Consider the following 22,065-nt stretch of genomic DNA (forward strand, 5'->3'; position numbering starts at 1 on the left):
CTTCCTACGGCAGCGGCTCGGCGACCTGGCCCATGTGGAGGGCGGCGAGTTTCCAGCGGCCGTCGTGTTTTGTCAGGAGCTGGGTCAGGCGGAAGTAACCGTCCGCGTCGCGGCCGTCGTTGACGCTCTGCTGGCGTTGCAGACCGATCGCGACGGCCGCGTCCCCGTGGACGCGTACCTCGACGTCCTCCCAGTCGAACGAGTCATGGATGAGACACCCCGACGCGTAACGATCCAGCCACTGCGGTTTGTCGAGGACAAAACCGCGCGGCCCCACCCCGCGGAAGTCGTCCGTGAGGAGGCCGTCGAGCGAGCCGACATCACCGCGCAGCTCCGCACGCGCCCAGCACCGGCCGAACTCCGCCAGGTCCGCGTGCGTGTCCTTCGTCCCGTCCACGTCCTTCTCCCCCTGTCGGAGTCCCACCCGTGTCCTGCCGTCTCCCGCGCCCCGGCCGGTCCGGTCCGGCGGGTCCGGCCGGACCACAGCCTCCACCGGCCCCCGCGCCCGGCGCGTCCCCCGGGATGAGGAGGGGGTGATGCTCCCGCCGGAGTAGTCGTGCGGAACATCTCCTCATCACCCGTCGGGCGGACCATGTCTTTTCGGACACGCGGACCGTTCGCCGCCACCCGTACGTGCTGTTTCCCCCCGGACTCCGCGCGTGTCCCGTACGGGGTCGCGTACGGTGATGACAGCCGCTCCCGCTCTGGCGACCCGGCCCCGGCCCCCGGCCGTGAGGCTCAGCTCGGCGATCGCCGCACAGCGCACCACATCGAGAACTCGACGCCGATGTCCGGCGCGCACTGTCTGGGAGAGAGCATGTCCGAAGGGGCCCCGGCACTGACCGGGACGACGGATGGCGAGCTGCTGTCCACACTGTTCGCCCATGCCGCCGCGGGGATGTACGCCGTGGACGGCGCCGGCCGCGTCATAGCCTGCAATCCCTGGGCGGAACGGATCCTCGGCCACCGGCCCGGCGGCCTGACCGGCCTCGACGCGGAGCGTGTCCTGCACGCGTCGCACGACGACATCAAGCCGGGCGAGCGCGCGGTCCTGCTCCGTGCGGACGGCACCCCGCTGCCCGTCTGGTGGACGTCCGCCCCGCTCCCCGGGCAGGGCACGGTGGTGGTCTTCCACGACACCGGAGCCGAGGGGGAGCGCAACGAACGGCGTTCCGACCGCTACGCCCACAGCGAGATCGCCCGGGAACAGGCCGAATTCGACCTTGCGGAAGCGACCTGGCTCGGTGAGCTGACCCTGGCGCTGGTGAGCACGCTGGAGGCGGAGGAGGGGCTGGCGCGCCTGGCCCGGCTGCTGGTGCCCCGGCTCGCCGACAGCGCGGTGATCGACCTGATCGCCGACCGCGGCCGGGTCCGCAGGACCGCGTGGACCCACCGGGAACCGGACCACGTGCCCGCCGGGGTGCTGGAGGCGGACCCGCCGCTGTTCGGCGACGCCTCGACGGCCCCGCTGGCCCAGGTGCTGCGGGGCGGCCCCACCCAGCTGCTGAACGCGCCTTTCCTCACGACCCTGTCCGGTACGTCCCCCTCCGCACCGGTACCGGTGGCCCCCGCACCTCCCGGCCCCACGCCCGCGGCCACGCCGCCCCCGGCCACCGGCACGGGCCACCTTCCGCCGCCCGGCGCCCCCGTACCCCCGGCCGCCCCGCCCCCGCCAGCCGCCGCGGCACGTACCGACGCCCTGGGACGCGCCACCACCGCGATGCTGGCCGACCTCGGCGCCGCCCAGGCGCTCATCGTGCCGCTCCGCCTCCGCGACAGCACCTTCGGCACGCTCACGCTCACCCGGTCCGCCACCACCCCGCCGTTCAACGACGCCGACCGGGTGCTGGCCGAGGAGGTCGCCCGCCGTACCGCCCTCGGGCTGGAGAACGCCCGGCTGCACGCCCAGCAGGCCGACATCGCCGCCACCCTCCAGCGTGCCCTCCTCACCGACCTGCCCCACGTCGAGACGCTGGAGCTGGCCGCCCACTACCAGCCGGCGGAGCACACCGCCGAGGTCGGCGGCGACTGGTACGACGCCTTCCTGCTGCCGGACGGCGATCTCGCCCTGGTCGTCGGCGACGTCACGGGACACGACATCCAGGCCGCCGCCCGGATGAGCGAACTGCGCAACATGCTGCGGGCGTTGGCGGTCGACCGGCCCGAGGAGGATCCGGGCAGCATCCTCCAGCGCCTGGACCGCGCCCAGGCGCACCTCCGGCTCGCCGACGCCGCCACGGTCGTTCTCGCCCGTCTGCGGGCGGGCAAGGACGGCGCCTGGCGGCTCAGTTGGTCCACCGCGGGCCACCCCCCGCCGCTGGTCGTCTCGGCGGACGGCACGACCCGCTATCTCGACGAGGCGCACGCCATGCTCATCGGTCTGCTGCCCGCCACCGCCCGGCCCACCGTCACGACCGAACTGCCCCCGGGCTCCACGCTCCTGCTGTACACCGACGGGCTGATCGAGTCGCGGACGCAGGACATCGACAGCGGACTGGGGCGGCTGCGCGGGTACACCGCGGCCCATCACACCCAGCCGCTCGACCGGTTGTGCATCGATCTGGCCAGGCACCTGGGCGACACGCGTGACGACATCACACTCATCGGGGCGCGCATTCCGCCCCGGAGATGAGACCGGTCCCGCAGGCCGTCCGGGAGGCCGTCCCGCAGACCGTCCCGGAGGCCGTTCCGCGACCGGTCCCGGTACCGGTGCCGGAATCGCTCCCGGAACCGGTACCGGACCCAGAAACGGAATCTCATCGGCCGCCTGGAGCGGGGGCCGGGAACGCACCCGGCGGAACGCCGGAATTCGCTTGTCGAAGTGAGCCCATGACGCCGCGTCCGGGCGTGTTCATCAAGTGAAGGGCCGCAAAGTTTTTTCCTGACCGGTCGTGAGGGCGCCGAACGCCCCCGGCGACGGCTCCGCGCCCCGATTCCGCCCGTACGGAAGAGGTCTCCGCCCGCCCCGCAGGCAACCCCTCCCACCTGCGCGGACACCACGCCTCCCGCACCCCCGCCGGAAGCCCCCCGACAGGGAGAGCGCTCTCCCCGTCGGCGCGGCAACGGGGCGTCCCAATGTCTCCTTTGTGTTAAATACCTGACGGTCCGTCAGTTCCGGAACTTGACGCAGCACCTTGACGCCCCCTTTACACAGCCCTAACGTCCGGCACTCAGGGGCACCGATACGGAACCCCTCGCCCCCCACCACCGGATTTCCCGTCCGGCCGGTGCCCCGGCCCGCCGCCGGAGTGTGCCGGGCGCGGGATCCACGACTCCCTTTGGAGCGCCCATGAGATCATCGCGGTCCGAGAACGGCCGCCCCGTCCGCGGGGGACGCCGCAAGGCCCTTCTCGCCGGATTAATCGCGGCGTTGGCGGTCGCCGCCCAGCTCGTGCTCGGGCCCACCGGTGTCCCCCAGAAGGCCGCCGCCCAGCCGGCCGGAGCCCAGGTCGTACGCGTGGCGGAGTTCCTCGCCGAATGTAATTTCAGCCACCGCCTGCCCGACGACCCCATCGTCGTGCCCGGCATCCCCGGCGGCTCGCACATGCACAGCTTCTTCGGGAGCCACGCGACCAACGCGTACACGAACCTCGGAGACCTCAAGACGGCGGCGACCACCTGCGACCCGCAGGTCGACCTCTCGTCCTACTGGGTACCGACCCTGTTCGTGAACAACCAGCCCGTCGAGCCCACCGGCACGACGTTCTACTACCTGGGTGAGGGCGTACGCGACGACGTCATCGCCCGTACCCAGCCCATCCCCGAGGGCCTCAAGATCGTGGCGGGCAACGCCAAGGCCACCGGTCCGAACGACAACACCCGGGCGCGCTGGTCCTGCCTGCACGCCGGACAGGTCAACCCGTCGACGGACTTCGTCAACTGCCCCGCCGGCACGATGCTGGAGTCGTACCTCGACTTCCCGCAGTGCTGGAACGGCAGGGACCTCGACTCGGCCGACCACAAGAGCCACATGTCCTACCCGGTCGACGGAGCATGCCCGGCGAGCCACCCGGTGCCGGTTCCTAAGCTGCGTCAGGTCCTGCGCTACCCGGTGAACGGCAACCCGGCCGGCTTCAGACTGGCCTCCGGGCCCGGCTATACCATGCACGGCGACTTCTTCAACGCGTGGCCGGTCGCCGAGATGGACCGCCGGGTGCGGGACTGCATCCGGCCGATCATCAAGTGCGGCGCCAACGGAATTCCCTCGTGATGCCGCGGGGCGGCGGCCGGCCGCACCCCGGCGGACCGCCGTCCCGTCCCGGCTCCCGGCCGGACGGGCCCGGCCGGGGGCGTACGAGCGGAACGGCGCGGGGGACCGGCAGGACCGTACTGCCGGGGATCCTTCTGGCCCTGGCGGTCCTCGGACCGCTCGGCTGCGGTGCCTCGCCGGCACCGTCCGGCACCGAGCCCGCGCGCACGGCCGCGGTGAAGGAGCAGGGCGGACAGGCCGCTCCGGCTCCCTCCGCCTCCGCCTCCGCCGTCGCGGCGGGCGGGTTCAACGACACCGACCGCGGGTGGGCCCAGCTGATGACGGCCATGGACGAGCGGACGCTGCTCCTGCTCGACCTGGTCGCCGACCGCGCGAGCGACGCGGAACTGGCGGACCTCGCCCGCAGCACGACGGTGACCCACCGGGCGGAACTCACCCGGCTCCGCACGATCCTCAGGAAGACGGGGGCGGACGGGGCCAATCCGCACGAGGGCCACGACATGAAGGGGATGGTGACCGACGACGAACTGCGGACGATCACCGCGAAGCGCGGTACGGCGTTCGACGACCTCTCCATGACCTACCTCCGTGAGCACCTGGAGCAGAGCGTGCTCGTCTCGCGGGGCGAACAGAGCGCGGGCGCTGCCGCGGAGGCGAAAAAACTCGCCGGAGAAGTGACGAAGCGGCGCACGGAACAGCTGGCGGCGCTGCGGCCGCTCGGCGGCTGACCTCCACGGAGGACCGCCGCTCCCGGGCCGGGAACCCCACGCCCCCAGGGCCTGCCACAGAGATCAGGCCCCCGCCCGGGAGCGGCCCGCCAGGAGCGCGCGCCGGGCTCGGCCCGGTTCACGGTACGTCCACAGCCGCGATGCCCAGACCCAGCGTCTCGGGTGCGCTCGCGTACGGCAGCCCCTCCAGCGGGCGGTCCGTGCAGAAGCGCGCCATGAGGTCCGCGAAGTCAGCGATCCGCTCCACCGGCGCCAGGTGGTCGGTCTCGTCGATGGTCAGGAAGCGCGCCTCCGGGAGCTGCGCCGCCACCTCGCGCCCCATGGCGGGGGTGCAGAGGGTGTCGTGCTCCCCGGTCACCACCAGGCTCGGCACGGCCGGCACCGGCTCCGGGCGGTACCACTCGTGCCGCATCAACCGGGTGTTGTGCTCGGCCGACTTGCTCAGCTGTTCGGGATCCTGGCCGGCGATCTGCTGGTAGACGAGCCGGGACACGGCGGCGTGCTTGCGGACGCGGCCCGTGCCGGGCGGGGACATGAAGCGGTCGGCCAGCTCACGCGCGATCGTCTCGGTCTCGCCCCGCTCGATCATCACGGCCCAGCGCTCCATCGCCGCCGCGTAGTCCGCCGGGATACGGGTCGTCATGCCGACCAGCAGCAGCCGCGCCACCAGATCCGGGTAGTGCTGGGCGAAGCGCAGCCCCACGGCGCCGCCGTAACACGCGGCGACGAGATTGACGCGCGGCACGCCGAGCTCGGTGAGCAGGTGCCGGACGCTCGCGGCGAGGAAGTCGACCCCGTACATCGAGGGAAGGAAGTCCGCGGTGCCGTACCCCGGCAGGTCCACCGTGATCACCTGCCCCACCGGGCCGAGCCACTTCTCGTGCCGCACCCAGGAGTTGCGGTCCTGGGAGGAGCCGCCCAGCACCAGCACGGGCTCCGTCACCGGGTCGTCGTGGTGGACGACCCGGCACGTGTAGCGGAAGCCGTCGAACGTGAGATCCCGCTCCTCGACCCGGCCGGTCGTCCCGCCCGCGCGCCCGTCGACCGCCTGCCCCGGGATCAGTGGGCGAGCACGGGGCGATTCCTGGTCCTGGGCGAGGACGGCGTCGATGGACATGGGTGACTCCAGAGCTCCGGTACGGACAACAACGTCCCTGCCTAGCAGTTGGCCCGCCCCGACCGGACATCACTGACCCGATCGTGGGCGGTTCGCGCCTCCCGGTCCGCTGGTCCATTCGACTCTCGCTCAGCAGGACCGGTATCCGGGGCGCCCGGCGGGGTCCGCACCCCCGGCGCACACTCCGGTTCGAGCCGGGGCGGTGGACGCCCCCTTGACTTCGAGTGCGCTCCAATTCGTAGCCTCGGCGCATGACTACGCCTCAGCACAAGATCGGGTCCGGGTCCGGGTTCGGAGCCCGGAGCACCGCGCGGGAGGTCCTGCGGGGGATCGACCTCACCGGGAAGCTCGCGATCGTGACCGGTGGCTACTCCGGTCTGGGCCTGGAGACCACCCGCGCCCTGGCCGGCGCCGGCGCCCGTGTCGTCGTGCCCGCCAGGCGGCCCGCGGCCGCGCGGGAGGCGCTGCACGGCATCGAGAACACCGAGGTGGACGAAGTGGACCTCGCCGACCTCGGCAGCGTGCGCGGCTTCGCGGATCGGTTCCTGGCCTCGGACCGCGCCATCGACCTGATCATCAACAGCGCGGCCGTCATGGCCAGTCCGGAGACGCGGGTCGGTCCCGGCTGGGAGGTGCAGTTCGCGACCAACCACCTCGGCCACTTCGCCCTGGTGAACCGGCTCTGGCCCGCGCTCGTGCGCGGCCGGGCCCGGGTGATCGCCGTCTCCTCGGCCGGCCACCGCAACTCGCCCGTCCGCTGGGACGACCCGCACTTCGCGCAGGGGTACGACAAGTGGCAGGCGTACGGCCAGGCGAAGACGGCCAACGCGCTGTTCGCCGTACACCTCGACCAGCTGGGCAAGGAGTCCGGGGTGCGTGCCTTCTCCCTGCACCCCGGCGGGATCCTGACGCCGCTGCAACGCCACCTCGCCCAGGAGGAGATGGTCGCCGCGGGCTGGATCGACAGCGACGGCACTCCGATCAACCCGGCGTTCAAGACACCCGAGCAGGGCGCGTCGACCCAGGTGTGGGCGGCGACCTCACCCCTGCTGGCGGACCGGGGCGGGGTGTACTGCGAGGACTGCGACATCGCCGAGCCCGCGGGTGACGGCGAGTTCAAGGGAGGGGTACGGGACTACGCGACCGACCCCGCGCAGGCGGCCCGGCTGTGGGCGCTCTCGGCCGAACTGACCGGCGTCGACGCGTTCGTGACCACCGCCTGAGCCGTGCCTTGGTGACCACCGCCCGAGCCGTGCGTTCGTGACCACCGCCCGAGCCGTGACCCCTGACGGGGAGGGGCCGTACCCGACCGGGACGCTGTTGGTTAATTCGGCCCCTGCTGTGCCCCGTCGAGCGTTAGTTCGGCGGGGCACAATGCTGCGAAGTGGCTGGTGCGGGTGCGGGCCCGGGGTGTGCCGGCGAGGTGGGCGTCGATGCGGGCGAAGTTGATCGCGGCCCCGGTGAACTGGTGCTGAAGGCTGGTCTTCGCGAGGCCGCGGTAGCGGGATCTGCGCAGGCCGCAGCGCCCTACTGCTTGGGAGATAGTGCCCTCGACGCCGGCCCGGATCTTGTAGCGCTCTTTCCAGGCGTCGCTCTGCTGCCCGGCGCGGATACTGCGGATGGCATCGTGCTCGGTCTGCTGTTGCCGCAGCATGAGTTCCCGGCGGCGGCCGGTGGCTGAGCTGACGCATGAGCGCAGGTGGGGGCAGGGGCCGCAGCGGCTGGCGGGGAACCTGACGCGGATGACGGGCAGGCCCTTGGAATCGTTGCGGGGGTACCAGTCCGTGGCGGCGACACCGCCGGGGCAGGTCACCTGCCGGGTTTTCCAGTCGACGGTGAACGCGTCCAGCGTGAAAGCGCCCTTGGCCTGGGACGAGGTGTTCTTGACCAGCGGCCCGTGCAGTTCGACACCATGGCGGTCGCGGGCGGCGAGAACATGGGCAGCGGTGGGATATCCGGCATCCACCCAGTGCTCGGCGGGCAGGCAGTCCCGGGAAGCGAGAGAGGTGTGGATCTCCTCGTTCATCGTGCTGTCCGCGACACTCGCCACCGTGGTGGCCACGTTGGTGATCAGGTTCGGAGCGTTGGTCTCGCCGCAGGTCTCGGTGAGATGGACCTTGTATCCGTCCCACATGGTGTCTCGTTTGACGCCGACACGGGCGTCGGGGTCATAGGGGTTGACCAGGCGCGTCGCGCCCGGCGGCCGGTCTTTTGGGCCCCGCCGCGTCACCTCGCCGTCCACCCGGTGGAAGCTCTGCACCCAGACCCGGCGCAGGATCTCCACCTCATCGAGAGCGCGGAGCGCTGCGGGGGCTTCGGCGGCGAAGACCGCTTCCAGCAGGTGTGTCCCGTCCCGGCCGATCCGTGACCCCACCTCGTCCCGCTTCGCGCGGGACTTGGGGAACCGGGAGTCCTCAGCCCGGGAGGCGTAATGCCTGAACCAGTCCGGCTCCGCGATCTCGGACAACCATTCCGGGGCAGCCTGAGCAAGCGCGTTCAACGCCGCCCGCAGCGTCTCGGCCACCTGCTCCAGCCAGCACAGATCACGGGCCGCCGAGAGCACATGCGTGGCGTCCGTGCGGGCCCGGCCCGCGCTCTTGAGCAACCCCTTCTCCCGGGCGGCGGCCAGCACACCATCCAGCACCCGCCGCCCACCGTCCGCCCCGGCCAACCGACCCCGGAACTCCGACAACACCGAGAAGTCGAAGCCGGGATCGTCGAGTTGGAGCCCGAGTGCGTACTTGAAGTCGATCCGTGCCCGCACCGCCTCCGCGGCCTGGCGGTCGGTCAGCCCCTCCACGAACTGGAGCACCGACACCAGCGCCAGCCCGGCGGGTGACCAGGCGGGCCGGCCCCGTGAGGCGAACAGATCCGCGAAGTCCTCGTCGCGGAACATCGGCCCCAGCTCGTCCCGGACCCGGATCGCCAGGCTCCCCTTCGGAAACGCCGCCCGGGCCACCCGCACCGTCTCCGCCGGAATGGCGGCCCCCGGCCCCTTCGACTGCATCAACATCGACACCCACCCCACACCACAACGTCGGTCCCCATGACCACAACCGGGTCATGAGGACCGACGTCACGCGAAGGGCCGAATAAACCAACAGCATCCCGACCGGGTGCGGCCCCTCCCCGTCACGTGGTCCTGCGATGGGTGAGCGTCGTGGGAAGCGTGAGGTACTGCCGGGGTGCGGACGGGTCGTTGATCTCCTCCAGCAGCAGCCGTGTGATGGTCCGCCCGATGTCCTCACTGGCCTGATTGACGCTGGTCAGGGGCGGAACCGTGTGCCGGGCCACGATCGAGTCGTCGAAGCCGATGATCGCCACGTCCTCCGGGACCCGCCGCCCCCGCTCGCGCAGCTCGGTCAGCGCGCCCGCCGCCATGACGTCGGACGCGACGAAGACGGCGTCGAGCCCGGGGCGCCGGTCCAGCAGCTCGCCCATCGCGGCCCGGCCGCCCTCCTCGGTGAAGTCCGCGGACACCGCCAGCGACTCGTCCGGGGGAGTGCCGTGCTCGGTGTGGGCGTCACGCCACCCCTGGAGACGGCTCCGGCCGACGTCCATGTCGAGCGGTCCCGCGATCGTGGCGACGGTGGTACGGCCCCGGCCGAGCAGATGCCGTACGGCCTGCGCCGCCCCGCCCACGTTGTCGGAGTGCACATGGCTGAGCGACTCGTCCGGCGAGCGCCGGCCCGCCAGCACGGTCGGCATCTGCGTCTTCTCCAGGAACGCGACGAGCGGGTCGTCCTGGTGGACCGCGACCAGCAGGACACCGTCCACCCGCCGCGCCTCCACGAACCGCGTCAGCCGGTACAGCTCGCGTTGGTTCCGTACGAGAATCAGCAGCAACTGCATCTCGGTGTCGGCCAGTTCCGTGCTGACCCCCCGGATGACCGCGTTGAAGTACGGCTCCGCCGCCAGCCGGCTCTCCGACTCGGGTATCACCAGCGCGATGCTGTCGGTCCTGCTGGTGACCAGGCTGCGGGCGGCCGGATTCGGTACGTAGTTGAGCTCCGCGATCGCCGCCTCGACGGCCGTGCGGGCCTTCGCGCTGACGCCGGGGGCGCCGTTCACGACCCGGGAGACCGTCCCTCTGCCGACGCCCGCCAGCGCGGCGACGGCTTCAAGAGTCGGCCTCTGACCCCTCGGGTGGCGGCTGCTCATCACGTCTCCTGACTCTCGCTCCGGTGGTGCGCCGAAGCGCTCACGTGGTGATGGTGCTCGGTGGTGCGGACGACGGAAGTGGAGAGCCGGCGTCCGGACACATTCACGCAACGGAACCGACTTCGACTCTTGACACGGCCTGGCGTCTCCCGAGAGTCTTCCACAACCGTTTGGGAGCGCTCCCAGTTTATCTGGGAACAGCTCCCTGATCCAGTCGACCGTGAGCCGCAGCAGGCGCGCGCCTGGGCGCCGCTGCTAGGAGGAAGCACATGGGCACTGCCCGCAAGCGCTTCGGATCCACCCTCGTTTCCGCCACCGCCCTCGCGGTGTCCCTGGTCCTCGTCGCCGGCTGCGGAAGCGGCGACGAGGGCAAGGCGCGCACCAAGGACGGCAAGACCGTCATCAGCCTCGGACTCTTCGGAGTCATGGGCTACAAGGAGACCGATCTCCTGGACCGCTACATGAAGGAGAACCCCGACGTCACGATCGAGACCGACGTGGCCGGGGACGAGCAGACCTACTACACCGCGCTCCAGACGCACCTCGCCGCCGGCAGCGGTCTCAAGGACATCCAGGGCATAGAGATCGGCCGGGCGAAGGAACTGGTCGACACCCAGGCCGACAAGTTCGCCGACCTGTCGAAGACGCCGGGCCTGGACCACTTCCTGCCCTGGAAGCAGTCCCAGGTCACCACCGGCGACGGCAAGGTGCTCGGCCTGGGCACGGACATCGGCCCGATGGCGGTCTGTTACCGCAAGGACCTGTTCGAGCAGGCCGGACTGCCCACCGACCGGGCGGAGGTGGCGAAGCTCTGGGAGGGCGACTGGTCGAAGTACGTCGATGTCGGCCGGACGTTCAAGCAGGGGTCCAAGGACTCCAAGGTCGCCTACATGGACAGCTCCACCGGACTGTTCAACGCGATGATCTACGGCGACGAGAAGCAGTTCTACGACGAGGACGGCAAGCTGATCTACCAGGACAACCCGGTGGTGAAGGACGCCTGGAAGCTCGCCGCCGACGCCGCGACATCGGGGCTCACCGCCAAGCTCCGCCAGTTCCAGCCCGGTTGGGACCCGGGTCTGTCCAACGGCACCTTCGCCACGACCGTCTGCCCGGCCTGGATGCTCGCCCACATCAGCGAGAAGGCCGGCCCCGCGAACAAGGGCAAGTGGGACGTCGCCAAGGCACCCAAGGGTGCCAACTGGGGCGGTTCGTTCCTCGGCGTGATGGAGGACAGCCCGGTCAAGGAGCAGGCGGAGAAGCTCGTCGCCTGGCTGACCGCGCCCGAGCAGCAGGCGTACATCTTCGAGAAGCTCGGCAACTTCCCCTCCTCGAAGACGGCACTCGACATCCCCGCGGTCGCGAACGGTACCTCCCCGTACTTCAGCGACGCCCCGATCGGCCAGATCTTCGGCGACGCGGCGAAGGAGATCCCGGCCAAGCAGGTGCTGGGACGGAAGGACGGCACGATCAAGGACACGTTCTCGCTGGGCCTGCAACTGATCGAGGCGCAGGGCAAGAGCCCGGACGACGCGTGGAAGACGACGGACGAGCGGATCCAGAAGCTCACTCGCTGACCCGGCCCGACCCCGCCTGACCTGGTCCCCGGGGCCTCGCGGCCCGGCGCGCCGTGCGCACCGGCCGCCGGACGGGCCGAACAGTCCCGTCCGGCGGCCGCAGATCCCCCGTCCACCCCACCACCCCACGGAAGGAAGCCCGCGTGGCCACCTCCATCGACCCCCGGCAGTCGCGGCGCAACATCCTCCACCGCCTGGACCTCGGAGCGGTGCCGTACACCTTCATCGCCCCGTTCTTCCTGATCTTCGGCGCCTTCGGCCTCTACCCGCTGCTCTACACCTTCTGGATCTCGCTGCACCGCGTCGAGCTGTCCTCGCTGGACACCATGGAATGGCGAGGTCTCGCCAACTTCACCGAGCTGTTCGAGGACGACCGTTTCTGGAACGCGCTGAGCAACACCTTCACCATCGGTGTCCTCTCCACCGTTCCGCAGCTGCTCATGGCCCTCGGCCTGGCCCATCTGCTGAACTACCGCCTCCGCGGCTCGGTGTTCTTCCGGGTCGCCGTCCTGACCCCGTACGCGACCTCCGTCGCCGCCGCCGCGCTCGTCTTCACCATGCTCTTCGAACGCGACTTCGGCATGATCAACTGGGTGCTGGGATTCTTCGGCGTCGACAATCTCGACTGGGAGAGCCAGAAGTGGCCCGCCCAGTTCGCCATCTCCACCATCGTGATCTGGCGCTGGACCGGCTACAACGCGCTGCTCTACCTCGCCGCGATGCAGGCGATACCCAAGGACCTGTACGAGGCCGCCGCCATCGACGGCGCCTCCCGCTGGCAGCAGTTCCGTAACGTCACCGTCCCGGGGATCAGCGCCACGATCGTCTTCACCATCGTGCTCTCGACCATCGGCGCGACCCAGCTCTTCGGCGAACCGCTCATCTTCGGACAGGGCCCCAACGGCATCAGCGGCGGCGCCGACAACCAGTACCAGACCCTCGGCCTGCTGCTCTACGAAGAGGGCTGGAAGAACTACCAGATGGGCCGGGCCTCGGCCATCGCCTGGGCGATGTTCCTCATCCTGATCCTGATCTTCGTGCTCCAGCGTGTCCTCGCGCGCGTGCTGTCCCGCACCCCACGCCCCGTCAAAGCGCCCCGCCGCGCCCGCCCGTCCCGTACCTCCTGACCAGGGAGCAACAGCCCCATGACCACCGACATCGCACCGGTCCTGGCGGACGCGCACGGCCGGACCACTCCCACCGCACCCGACCGGCGGAACAGGTTCCGCCGCGTCCTGCGCCCGGGCGCGGGACGCCAGCACCACGCCGGACCCCTCGCCTACGTCCTGCTCGGATTCGCCGCGCTGGTCTCCCTCTTCCCCCTCTACTGGACGATGGTGGCGGCCTCCACCGACAACACCCGCGTGTCGCAGACCCCGCCGCCGTTCCTGCCGGGACCCAACCTGTTCAAGAACCTCGCCACGGCCTGGCAGGACGCCGCGCTCGGCAAGGCGATGCTCAACAGCCTGATCGTCGCCGGGGTGATCGCCCTGTCGACCGTCTTCTTCGCCACGCTGGCGGGCTTCGCGTTCGCGAAGCTGCGCTTCAAGGGCCGTAACATCCTGCTGTTGCTGGTCATCGGCACGATGTTGGTGCCCCCGCAGCTCGGAGTCGTACCGCTGTTCATGATGATGGCCGACCTCGGCTGGGGGCAGTCACTGCCCTCCGTGATCTTCCCGACCCTGGTCAGCGCGGTCGGTGTGTTCTTCATGCGGCAGTACCTGACGGAGGCGCTGCCGGACGAACTCATCGAGGCGGGACGGCTGGACGGCGCCCACTCGCTGCGCATCTTCTGGAGCATCGTCCTCCCGATCGCCAGGCCGCCGATGGCCGTGCTGTTCATGATCACGTTCGTGCACGCCTGGAACGACTTCTTCTGGCCCTTCATCGCCCTCGACATGACCAACCCGACCGTTCCCGTCGCCCTCACCCAGCTCAGCGCGGGATACGTACGGGACCAGTCGGTGATCATGGCGGGCGCGCTGCTCGGCACCCTGCCGCTGCTGGCGATGTTCCTCGTCTTCGGCCGCCAGATAGTCGGCGGCATCATGCAGGGCGCCGTCAAGGGCTAGGGCTGGGGCGGGTCCGCCCCGGGGCGCCGTCACGGGCTGAGGGCGCCCCCGCTCGAACACCCCCTTCTCTCCCCACCGTTCGACATGTCCGACTCTCACCCACGCGGAAGGACCCTTGTGGCCACCTCAGCACCCACCACCGGGCGAGCCCTGGAAACGGCGGCTCCCCTGACCTTCCCGGCCGGTTTCCTCTGGGGCACCGCCACCGCCGCCTACCAGATCGAGGGCGCCGCGCAGGCCGACGGCCGTACGCCCTCCATCTGGGACGTCTACTCCCGCACGCCGGGGAAGGTGCGCAACGGCGACACCGGTGACATCGCGACCGACCACTACCACCGCTGGCGCGAGGACATCGCGATCATGGCCGACCTCGGGGTCGGCGCCTACCGCTTCTCGGTGTCCTGGCCGCGCGTCCAGCCGGGCGGCCGGGGCCCCGCCTCCGCGAAGGGGCTGGACTTCTACCGCGGGCTGGCCGACGGACTCCTGGACAAGGGGATCCGGCCCGTCGTCACGCTCTACCACTGGGACCTCCCGCAGGAGTTGGAGGACGCCGGCGGCTGGCCCGAGCGCGACACCGCCTTCCGCTTCGCCGAGTACGCGGGCCTCGTCGCCGACGCCCTCGGGGACCGGGTGGGAAGCTGGACCACGCTCAATGAGCCGTGGTGCAGTGCCTTCCTCGGGTACGGCTCCGGCGTGCACGCCCCCGGCCGTACGGACCCCGCCGACGCCCTGCGCGCCGCCCACCACCTCAACCTCGGCCACGGCCTCGCGGTCCAAGCCCTGCGCGAGCGCCTCCCCGCGACCGCCCAGGTGTCCGTCACCCTCAACCTGCATCACGTACGGCCGCTGACCGAGGACCCGGCGGACGTCGACGCGGCCCGCCGTATCGACGGCACCGCGAACCGGGTCTTCACCGGCCCGATGCTCGAAGGGGCCTACCCGGCCGACGTCATGGCGGACACCGCGACCGTCACCGACTGGTCGTTCGTCCACGACGGCGACACCGCGCTGATCCACCAGCCGCTCGACTTCCTGGGCGTCAACTACTACTCGCCGACCCTGGTCTCGCACCACACCGGACCCGCCGCCCACCGGTCCGACGGCCACGGAGCCAGTGAACACAGCCCGTGGGCCGGCGCGGACGAGGTCGCCTTCCACCAGACACCGGGGGAGCGGACCGCGATGGGCTGGACCATCGACCCCGAGGGTCTGTACGAACTGCTCCTGCGGGTCAAGCGGGACCACCCCGGCCTGCCGATGATGATCACCGAGAACGGCGCGGCCTTCGACGACTACGCGGGCCCCGACGGCGAGGTCCGCGACCCGGAGCGCATCGCCTACCTGCGCGAACACCTGGCCGCCGTACACCGCGCGATCGGGGCGGGCGCGGACGTCCGCGGCTACTTCCTCTGGTCGCTGCTCGACAATTTCGAATGGGCGTACGGCTACGGCAAGCGGTTCGGGATGGTGTACGTGGACTACGCGACGCAGCGCAGGATCCCCAAGTCGAGCGCGCACTGGTACGGGCGCCTGACCCGCTCCGGCACGCTGCACCCGGCGTCGTAGCGGCCCCTGTTCATCCGTTCATCCGTCATCGTGCGCCGGGCGGGCCGTCGCGGGCCCGCCCGGCGCACGCCCATGCCTTCGGTTGAGCTGTACATGGTGCGGGCTTGATCGGGCTTTGGCCAACGCATGTCCCTCCGATGAACAGTTGATAGGGAGAGTGACTCCTTGTGTGTGGTGGCCATCTATCGGGTCCACCGTGCGCGTCCATCCACAACGCAGGGGGTTACATGAGATCCAGCCGACCGCGCCTGCGCGCCGGACTGGCCTGGGCGGCGACTCTGCCGCTCGTCGCCGGCGCTCTCGCACTCGGCGTCCAGTCCGCGGGTGCCGACACCGGCCCCGCCGGACGGGACACGCTCCACGGTTCAAAGCCGCTGTGGGCGACGCAGAAGGCGGACCGGGGGAGCACCCCCGACGCGAACAAGGTCACCGCCCGCGTGTATCTCGCGGGACGGGACAGCGCGGGCCTCGCCCGGCTCGCCCAGGAGGTGTCCGACCCCTCCTCCGCCTCGTACGGGAAGTACCTGGCCCCGAAGCAGGCCGCCGCGCGCTTCGGCCCGACCGCGGACCAGGTCGCGCGGGTCACCGCCTGGCTGAAGTCCGCCGGGCTCAAGGTGACGGGCACCGGCCGGCACTACCTCACGGTCACCGGTAACACGGCCGCGGTGGAGAAGGCCTTCTCCACCGAGCTCCACAACTACGCCAAGGGCGGGCACACCTACCGCGCCCCGGTCGCCACCCCCTCGGTGCCCGACTCGCTGGACGGCGCGGTCCTCACCGTCACCGGGCTCGACAACGCGCCCCACCAGGCGAGCCACGACGACACGCTGCCGCCCCCCGACGCCGTGTTCCGCAACGCCGGTCCGTTCTCGACCTACTTCGGGTCGAAGACCGACAAGTCGCTGCCCTCGGCGTACGGTTCGAAGGCGTCGTACGCGATCAAGGGCTACACAGGCACCCAGCTGCGCGCCGCCTACGGCGCGAAGGACTTCACCGGCAAGGGGGTCACCGTCGCCATCACCGACGCGTACGCCTCGCCGACGATCGCCCAGGACGCGGCCACGTACGCCAAGCGCAACGGCGACAAGAAGTACCGCGGGGGACAGCTCTCCCAGGTGCTGCCGGCGGACTACAACAGCACGGAGGAGTGCGGCGCGTCGGGCTGGTACGGCGAGGAGACCCTCGACGTCGAAGCCGTGCACGCGGTCGCGCCCGACGCGGACCTCGTCTACGTCGGGGGCGCCTCCTGCTTCGACGACGACCTGCTGGACTCGCTGGGCAAGGTCGTGGACGGCGGGCTCGCCGACATCGTCTCCAACTCCTGGGGCGACCTGGAGTCCAACGAGACCCCGGCGTCGGCCGCCGCCTACGACCAGGTGTTCCAGACGGGCGCCGTCGAGGGCATCGGCTTCTACTTCTCCTCCGGTGACGACGGCGACAACGTCGTCTCGACCGGCACGAAGCAGGTCGACATGCCCGCCAATTCCGCCTGGGTGACGGCCGTCGGCGGTACGTCGCTCGCCGTCGGCAAGAAGAACGCGTACCAGTGGGAGACGGGCTGGGGCACGTACAAGGCCAACCTCTCGGCCGACGGCCGCAGTTGGACGGACTTCCCCGGCGCCTACACCTCCGGCGCCGGCGGCGGCACCAGCGTGACCGTGCCGCAGCCGTTCTACCAGCGGGGTGTGGTGCCCGGCTCGCTCGCCAAGGCCAACGGCACCACCGCGATGCGGGCCATCCCCGACATCGCGGCCGTCGCCGACCCGAACACCGGCTTCCTGGTCGGCCAGACCCAGACCCTGCCCGACGGCACCCAGGGGTACGACCAGTACCGCATCGGCGGTACGTCGCTGGCCGCACCGGTCATCGCGGGTGTCCAGGCCCTCGCCCAGCAGGCCAGGCACGGCGTTCCGATCGGCTTCGCCAACCCCGGCATCTACCAGCGGTACGGCACCTCCGCCTACCACGACGTGACCGACCACCCGCTGGGTGCCGGCCGCCAACTGGCCGTCGTACGGAACGACTTCGCCAACAGCACCGACAGCGCCGACGGCATCCTCACCTCGCTCCGCAGCCTCGGCAAGGACAGCTCGCTGTCCGCCGTGGCCGGCTACGACGACGTGACGGGGGTCGGCACCCCGGCGGCCGGTTACGTGAACTCGTACCGCCACCGCTGACCGCACCACCCGTTCCCCGACCGCCGGGCGGCCCGATCCACGGGCCGCCCGGCGGTCGGCGTTCCCCGGGGCGCCGGACCGCCACCGGGCCACACACCCCTCCCCGTCCCACCGCCACCCGTCCGGCCCTTCGCGGCGCCGCGCCTCTCCCGCCCCCGCCTGACACCATCGGAAGGACGGCGCCGGGCGGAGCGGAAGCCCCCGGGCGGGAGCACGGAACGAAGGGCGGGACACGCGTGCCGGACAACCAGCGGCGCCGGACGGACGTGGTCGTGGTCGGAGCGGGGATGGCGGGCCTGGCCTGCGCCGCCGACCTGATCAGGGCGGGACGGTCGGTGCGCGTCCTGGAGGCCGCCGACGCGGTGGGCGGCCGGATGCGCACCGACCGGCACGAAGGCTTCCTCCTCGACCGCGGTTTCCAGGTGTTCAACACCGCGTACCCCCAGGTGAAACGCCGGATCGACCTGCGAGGGCTGCGCCTGAGGCCGTTCACTCCCGGCGCGCTCGTACGGACCGAGAACACCACCCTGCGGTTCACCGACCCCAGCAGGCAGCCGGGCGCCGCCGCCGGTCTGCTGCCAGGACGGCTCGCCCCCGGCCGCGATCTGCTGGCGCTCGGCCTCCTGACGGCCCGGGACATGCTCGGGCCCGTCGCCGGACTGAAGCGGCAGCCGGACCGTACGACCCTCACCGCCCTCGCCGACGCGGGCATCTCGCCCGACCTCGTCGAACGGTTCTTCCGGCCCTTCCTCTCCGGGGTGTTCCTGGAGGACGAGCTGGAGACCTCCTCGCGCTTCTTCCACCTCGTCTGGCGCAGCATGCTGCGCGGCACGCTCTGCCTGCCCAGCGCCGGCATCGGGGCCGTACCCGCTCAGCTGGCGGACGGCCTGCCGCCGGACACCGTCCGCCTGGAGACGCCGGTCGCGGAGCTGACCGACGACGGCGTCCGCTGCGAGGACGGTACGGAGTGGCCGGCGGACACCGTCGTGGTGGCGACGGGCCCCCGCGCGGCGGCACGGCTCCTGCCCGGCCTCGACGTGCCCGCCACCCGTACGGTCACGACGTACTACCACGCGGCCCTCGCCCCGCCGCTGCGCGAACCGACCCTCCTGGTCGACACCCGCCGCCGCTTCCTCAACACCTGCGTGATCAGCGAGGCCGTGCCCGGGTACGCGCCCGCCGGCCGGTCCCTGGTCTCCACGTCCGTCCTCGGGCCGGAACTCCCCGGCCGGGAGGCCACCCTCCGCGCCGATCTGGCCGACGCCTACGGCGAGAACACCAGCGGGTGGGAGCCGCTCGCCACCTATACGATCGAGGACGCCCTGCCCGCCATGCCCCCACCCTGGCCGCTGTCCCGGCCGACCCGGTTCGGCCCCGGGCGGTACGTGTGCGGCGACCACCGGGCGACCGGCTCCGTGCAGGGAGCCCTGGCCTCGGGGACCCGCGCGGCCCGTGAGGTACTGGCGGCGGACACCGCCCCTGACCCGGCGGAAGCCCGGCAGGACCCATCAGCGGCACGACGAAAGGAAAGCCAGTGACCGGTACAGCCCCGGCCCACACCCTCAACGACGGCACGACGCTCCCCGCCGTCGGCCTGGGGACCTATCCGCTCAACGGCGCCGAGGCGGAGACCGCGGTCGCCGGCGCCCTGGAGCTCGGCTACCGGCTGATCGACACGGCCGTCAACTACCGTAACGAGGCCAGTGTCGGCCGGGGTCTCGCGCGTGCCGGCGTGCCGGTCGAGGACATCGTCGTCACGACCAAACTCCCGGGCCGCGACCAGGGTTTCGAGGAGACTCTCCGCTCGTTCGGGGAGTCGCGCCGTGCCCTGGGCCTGGAGCGCGTCGGCCTCTACCTCATCCACTGGCCGCTGCCGCGCGTCGACAAGTACGTCGAGTCCTGGAAGGCGATGATCAAACTCCGCGAGGACGGTCTGGTGGCCTCCATCGGCGTCTCCAACTTCACCGCCGCGCACCTCGACCGCCTGGAGGCGGAGACGGGCGTGCTGCCCTCGGTCAACCAGATCGAGATGCATCCCCTCTTCCCTCAGGAGGAGTTGCGCGCGGTGCACCGGGCCAAGGGGATCCGCACGGAGAGCTGGACCCCGCTCGGCCGCGGCACCGACCTGCTGAAGGACCCGGGGATCAGCGCCGTCGCGCGGGCGCACGGCGTCACTCCGGGACAGGTGGTGCTCCGCTGGCACACCCAGGTGGGCGCCGTACCGATCCCCAAGTCGGCCAGTCCGGAGCGGCAGCGGCAGAACCTCGACCTCTTCGGGTTCGACCTGACCGAGGACGAGATCGCCCGGATCGAATCGGGCCCCCACCGCAGGCTCGGCGGCGACCCGGACCACCACGAGGAGTTCTGACCGCCCGCGCGCCACACCCCGCCCGGACCGGGCTGTTGAACCGTGGACGAACAGCTGCGCACGCGCCGGTGAAACCGGCGGTCCGCGGCCCCCGCCGACCGTACGGTGACCGGACGATCCGGACCGGTCGGGTGTTCGAGTCGCGCGTTCAGGGGGGCCTGGGGACCGTGGAGTGGCTCAGTACGGAAAACGTCGTCGCCCTGGGCACGGCGCTGCTCGGCATCCTCGCCTCGCTGGGCGTCCTCTGGTTCGAGCGCCGGGTCCCCGCCCACCGGCGCATCGGCTACCGGATCCAGCTGGACACACCGGTCGGCAGCGCGGAACGCCCCGGCCGGGCCGGCGTGCGGCTCGGCTTCTTCCAGGACAACCCGCACCTCTCCGACGCCACGCTGGTCCTGCTGCGCATAGAGAACAACGGCTCGCAGAGCATCGGCGACGGCGACTACACGGGGCGGGAACTCCACGGCCTGACCGCGGTGTTCACCTCCCGTACGATCCACGGGCTGGCGGTCACCACCCCGCCGGGCGACGAACACCTGCTGGACCACTTCACCCCGGCCGCCGGTCTGCGGCACGCCGAGGACACCGTCTACCTCCCGCGCGTCCCGCTCAACCGGGGCCGGCACTTCAAAATCCTCGTCCTGCTCACGGGCGGCGCGGTCGGCGATCCGATCCGGGTCGCGGGAGGGCTCAGGGACGGGGACGTGTCCCTGAACCGCAGCACCACGCCGGACGACACCCCGCCACTGTTCAGCAGGGCCTCCAGCATGATCACGGTGTTGCTGACCGTCTGCGTGGTCACCCTCGCGTCGATCATCGTCGTACGTGACGACGCCCCGCCCCCGATGGGCTGCGCGCGGGGGAGCCTGACCATCACGGGATCCACCGCCTTCGCCCCGGTCGCCGAGGAGCTGGCGGCGAAGTACGAACAGGACTGCGCGGGCTCCACCGTCACCGTGGACGCCCGCAGCAGCCGCGACGGGGTCAGGGAGCTGGACGAGCGCGGCGCCGCCGCGAAGGGCGGTTCGCCCGCCCTGATCGCCCTCTCCGACGGTCCCAAGACGACCGGGTTCCCCCGCCTGCGGGAGAACCGGGTCGCGGTCTCCGTCTTCACTCTCGTCGTGAACGACAGCGTGCCGCTGAAGAACCTCTCGACCGCGGACGTACGGCGTCTCTACCGCGGGGACGTGTCGAACTGGAACCAGCTGCGCGGACCCGGCCAGGTACGCGGCCCCGACCTGCCGATCGTCCTGGTGAGCCGTAACTCGGGGTCGGGCACCCGCGACATCTTCCAGCGCCGGGTGCTCGACGCGTTCGAGCAGGCGGACTCCTCCACCGACTGCCGTCACAAGGACGACGCCACGGCCAGGGTCTTCCGCTGCGAACTCGACAGCACCGACCGGGTCCTGGCCACCGTCGCGGACACGCCGGGCGCGATCGGCTACACGGACCTGCGCTCCGGATCCACTCCCGAGGGGCTGCATCCGCTGGCGCTCGACGGGCGGATCGCGTCGGTGGACGCCATCGCGGACAGCGCGTATCCGTACCGCGAGATCGAGTACGCCTACACGTACGGCGATCCGCCGGCCGACTCGCTCGTCTCCAGTTTCCTCAACTACCTGATGAGGGGCAGCGGCCAGGACGTGGTCCGTACGCACGGGCACCTGCCGTGCGCGTCACCGGAGGGGCTGCGGATCTGCGCGGCGATGGGGTAGGGGGCGCCCCGTCGGCCCGGCCTGGGCTGGGCTCCAGGGCTCCAGGGCTCCTGGGTTCAGTGGAACTGCGGGACGATCAGATACAGCCCGTAGAACACGGCCGCGGCGCAGGCGAGGAAGCACAGCCCGGCGACGGCCACCGCCGGCGCTCCCGGTCGGCCCGCCCCGGCGCCGCGGGCCCCGTACGCGGTGCTCCCGCCGCCGCCCGGGCGCTTCCCGTCACCCGGCTCCCCGCCCTCCTCGACCGCTGCCAGCGCCCGTACCCCCAGCGAGAAGACGATCACGATGCCGACGGTGGCGCCGACGCTGACCACGGCGACCTCGCCCAGAGAGCTCCAGTGCGGATCCATCAGTCGCTCCTCCCGTTTCCTGAG

General features: G+C 71.4%; 17 protein-coding genes. 12 read left to right on the forward strand and 5 right to left on the reverse strand.

Going from position 1 to position 22,065, the window contains the following annotated elements:
- Positions 1-4: 4 nt before the first annotated feature.
- The gene (locus ACIO1C_RS33680) at positions 5-424 is read right to left on the reverse strand and encodes a nuclear transport factor 2 family protein (protein WP_401871021.1); all 420 of its coding nucleotides are present in this window, start codon (positions 422-424) and stop codon (positions 5-7) included.
- Between the two features lie 393 nt (positions 425-817).
- Between ACIO1C_RS33680 and ACIO1C_RS33685 the strand changes: the two genes are divergently transcribed.
- From ACIO1C_RS33685 to ACIO1C_RS33695, 3 genes are all read left to right on the forward strand, one after another.
- A complete protein-coding gene (locus tag ACIO1C_RS33685; RefSeq protein ID WP_401871023.1) occupies positions 818-2,632 on the forward strand; it encodes a SpoIIE family protein phosphatase in 1,815 nt (604 codons plus the stop codon).
- Positions 2,633-3,289: 657 nt separating this feature from the next.
- Positions 3,290-4,210 (forward strand): DUF1996 domain-containing protein, encoded by a 921-nt coding sequence (locus tag ACIO1C_RS33690; RefSeq protein WP_401871026.1) that lies wholly within the window; start codon positions 3,290-3,292, stop codon positions 4,208-4,210.
- On the forward strand, positions 4,210-4,938 hold the full coding sequence (locus ACIO1C_RS33695; RefSeq protein ID WP_401871088.1) for a DUF305 domain-containing protein: 729 nt from the start codon (positions 4,210-4,212) through the stop codon (positions 4,936-4,938). The genes ACIO1C_RS33690 and ACIO1C_RS33695 overlap by 1 nt, the downstream gene beginning before the upstream one ends.
- Positions 4,939-5,056: 118 nt before the next feature.
- Here the strand turns inward: ACIO1C_RS33695 and ACIO1C_RS33700 are convergent, their stop codons facing one another.
- Positions 5,057-6,055, reverse strand: a complete 999-nt coding sequence (locus ACIO1C_RS33700) for an alpha/beta fold hydrolase (protein WP_401871029.1) — start codon at positions 6,053-6,055, stop codon at positions 5,057-5,059.
- Positions 6,056-6,306: 251 nt separating this feature from the next.
- Between ACIO1C_RS33700 and ACIO1C_RS33705 the strand changes: the two genes are divergently transcribed.
- Entirely contained in the window at positions 6,307-7,278 is a 972-nt protein-coding gene (locus tag ACIO1C_RS33705; RefSeq protein WP_401871030.1) for an SDR family NAD(P)-dependent oxidoreductase, read from the forward strand.
- 101 nt (positions 7,279-7,379) lie between these two features.
- Here the strand turns inward: ACIO1C_RS33705 and ACIO1C_RS33710 are convergent, their stop codons facing one another.
- A complete protein-coding gene (locus ACIO1C_RS33710; RefSeq protein WP_401871033.1) occupies positions 7,380-9,068 on the reverse strand; it encodes an IS1182 family transposase in 1,689 nt (562 codons plus the stop codon).
- A 119-nt stretch (positions 9,069-9,187) separates the two neighbouring features.
- A complete protein-coding gene (locus ACIO1C_RS33715; RefSeq protein ID WP_401871035.1) occupies positions 9,188-10,216 on the reverse strand; it encodes a LacI family DNA-binding transcriptional regulator in 1,029 nt (342 codons plus the stop codon).
- Between the two features lie 269 nt (positions 10,217-10,485).
- On the opposite strand from ACIO1C_RS33715, the gene ACIO1C_RS33720 reads away from it, so the two are divergent.
- The 8 genes from ACIO1C_RS33720 (at position 10,486) to ACIO1C_RS33755 (ending at position 21,691) form a co-directional block, all read left to right on the forward strand.
- Entirely contained in the window at positions 10,486-11,793 is a 1,308-nt protein-coding gene (locus ACIO1C_RS33720) for an ABC transporter substrate-binding protein (RefSeq protein ID WP_401871038.1), read from the forward strand.
- A 143-nt stretch (positions 11,794-11,936) separates the two neighbouring features.
- Positions 11,937-12,920, forward strand: coding sequence for a carbohydrate ABC transporter permease (locus tag ACIO1C_RS33725; RefSeq protein ID WP_401871041.1), 984 nt, complete (start codon positions 11,937-11,939; stop codon positions 12,918-12,920).
- A gap of 18 nt (positions 12,921-12,938) precedes the next feature.
- A complete protein-coding gene (locus ACIO1C_RS33730) occupies positions 12,939-13,865 on the forward strand; it encodes a carbohydrate ABC transporter permease (RefSeq protein WP_401871043.1) in 927 nt (308 codons plus the stop codon).
- A gap of 117 nt (positions 13,866-13,982) precedes the next feature.
- A complete protein-coding gene (locus ACIO1C_RS33735; protein WP_401871046.1) occupies positions 13,983-15,431 on the forward strand; it encodes a GH1 family beta-glucosidase in 1,449 nt (482 codons plus the stop codon).
- Between the two features lie 227 nt (positions 15,432-15,658).
- Positions 15,659-17,608, forward strand: coding sequence for a protease pro-enzyme activation domain-containing protein (locus tag ACIO1C_RS33740; protein WP_401871048.1), 1,950 nt, complete (start codon positions 15,659-15,661; stop codon positions 17,606-17,608).
- A gap of 236 nt (positions 17,609-17,844) precedes the next feature.
- The gene (locus ACIO1C_RS33745; RefSeq protein ID WP_401871051.1) at positions 17,845-19,146 is read left to right on the forward strand and encodes an NAD(P)/FAD-dependent oxidoreductase; all 1,302 of its coding nucleotides are present in this window, start codon (positions 17,845-17,847) and stop codon (positions 19,144-19,146) included.
- Complete coding sequence (locus ACIO1C_RS33750) at positions 19,143-19,976, forward strand: aldo/keto reductase (RefSeq protein ID WP_401871053.1); 834 nt, start codon at positions 19,143-19,145, stop codon at positions 19,974-19,976. The genes ACIO1C_RS33745 and ACIO1C_RS33750 overlap by 4 nt, the downstream gene beginning before the upstream one ends.
- A gap of 167 nt (positions 19,977-20,143) precedes the next feature.
- Entirely contained in the window at positions 20,144-21,691 is a 1,548-nt protein-coding gene (locus tag ACIO1C_RS33755) for a PstS family phosphate ABC transporter substrate-binding protein (protein ID WP_401871056.1), read from the forward strand.
- Between the two features lie 56 nt (positions 21,692-21,747).
- Here the strand turns inward: ACIO1C_RS33755 and ACIO1C_RS33760 are convergent, their stop codons facing one another.
- The gene (locus tag ACIO1C_RS33760; protein ID WP_401871058.1) at positions 21,748-22,041 is read right to left on the reverse strand and encodes a hypothetical protein; all 294 of its coding nucleotides are present in this window, start codon (positions 22,039-22,041) and stop codon (positions 21,748-21,750) included.
- Between the last annotated feature and the right edge of the window lie 24 nt (positions 22,042-22,065).

The organism is Streptomyces sp. NPDC087420 (genome assembly GCF_044744165.1).
In the GTDB taxonomy this organism is placed as follows: domain Bacteria; phylum Actinomycetota; class Actinomycetes; order Streptomycetales; family Streptomycetaceae; genus Streptomyces.

Bases quoted from the DNA above. Each gene is read 5' to 3' on its own strand.
- ACIO1C_RS33700 (WP_401871029.1), bottom strand. From the start codon at position 6,055: ATGTCCATCGACGCCGTCCTCGCCCAGGACCAGGAATCGCCCCGTGCT.
- ACIO1C_RS33695 (WP_401871088.1), top strand. From the start codon at position 4,210: ATGCCGCGGGGCGGCGGCCGGCCGCACCCCGGCGGACCGCCGTCCCGT.
- ACIO1C_RS33760 (WP_401871058.1), bottom strand. From the start codon at position 22,041: ATGGATCCGCACTGGAGCTCTCTGGGCGAGGTCGCCGTGGTCAGCGTC.
- ACIO1C_RS33720 (WP_401871038.1), top strand. From the start codon at position 10,486: ATGGGCACTGCCCGCAAGCGCTTCGGATCCACCCTCGTTTCCGCCACC.
- ACIO1C_RS33715 (WP_401871035.1), bottom strand. From the start codon at position 10,216: ATGAGCAGCCGCCACCCGAGGGGTCAGAGGCCGACTCTTGAAGCCGTC.
- ACIO1C_RS33730 (WP_401871043.1), top strand. From the start codon at position 12,939: ATGACCACCGACATCGCACCGGTCCTGGCGGACGCGCACGGCCGGACC.
- ACIO1C_RS33710 (WP_401871033.1), bottom strand. From the start codon at position 9,068: ATGTTGATGCAGTCGAAGGGGCCGGGGGCCGCCATTCCGGCGGAGACG.
- ACIO1C_RS33705 (WP_401871030.1), top strand. From the start codon at position 6,307: ATGACTACGCCTCAGCACAAGATCGGGTCCGGGTCCGGGTTCGGAGCC.
- ACIO1C_RS33685 (WP_401871023.1), top strand. From the start codon at position 818: ATGTCCGAAGGGGCCCCGGCACTGACCGGGACGACGGATGGCGAGCTG.
- ACIO1C_RS33690 (WP_401871026.1), top strand. From the start codon at position 3,290: ATGAGATCATCGCGGTCCGAGAACGGCCGCCCCGTCCGCGGGGGACGC.
- ACIO1C_RS33740 (WP_401871048.1), top strand. From the start codon at position 15,659: ATGAGATCCAGCCGACCGCGCCTGCGCGCCGGACTGGCCTGGGCGGCG.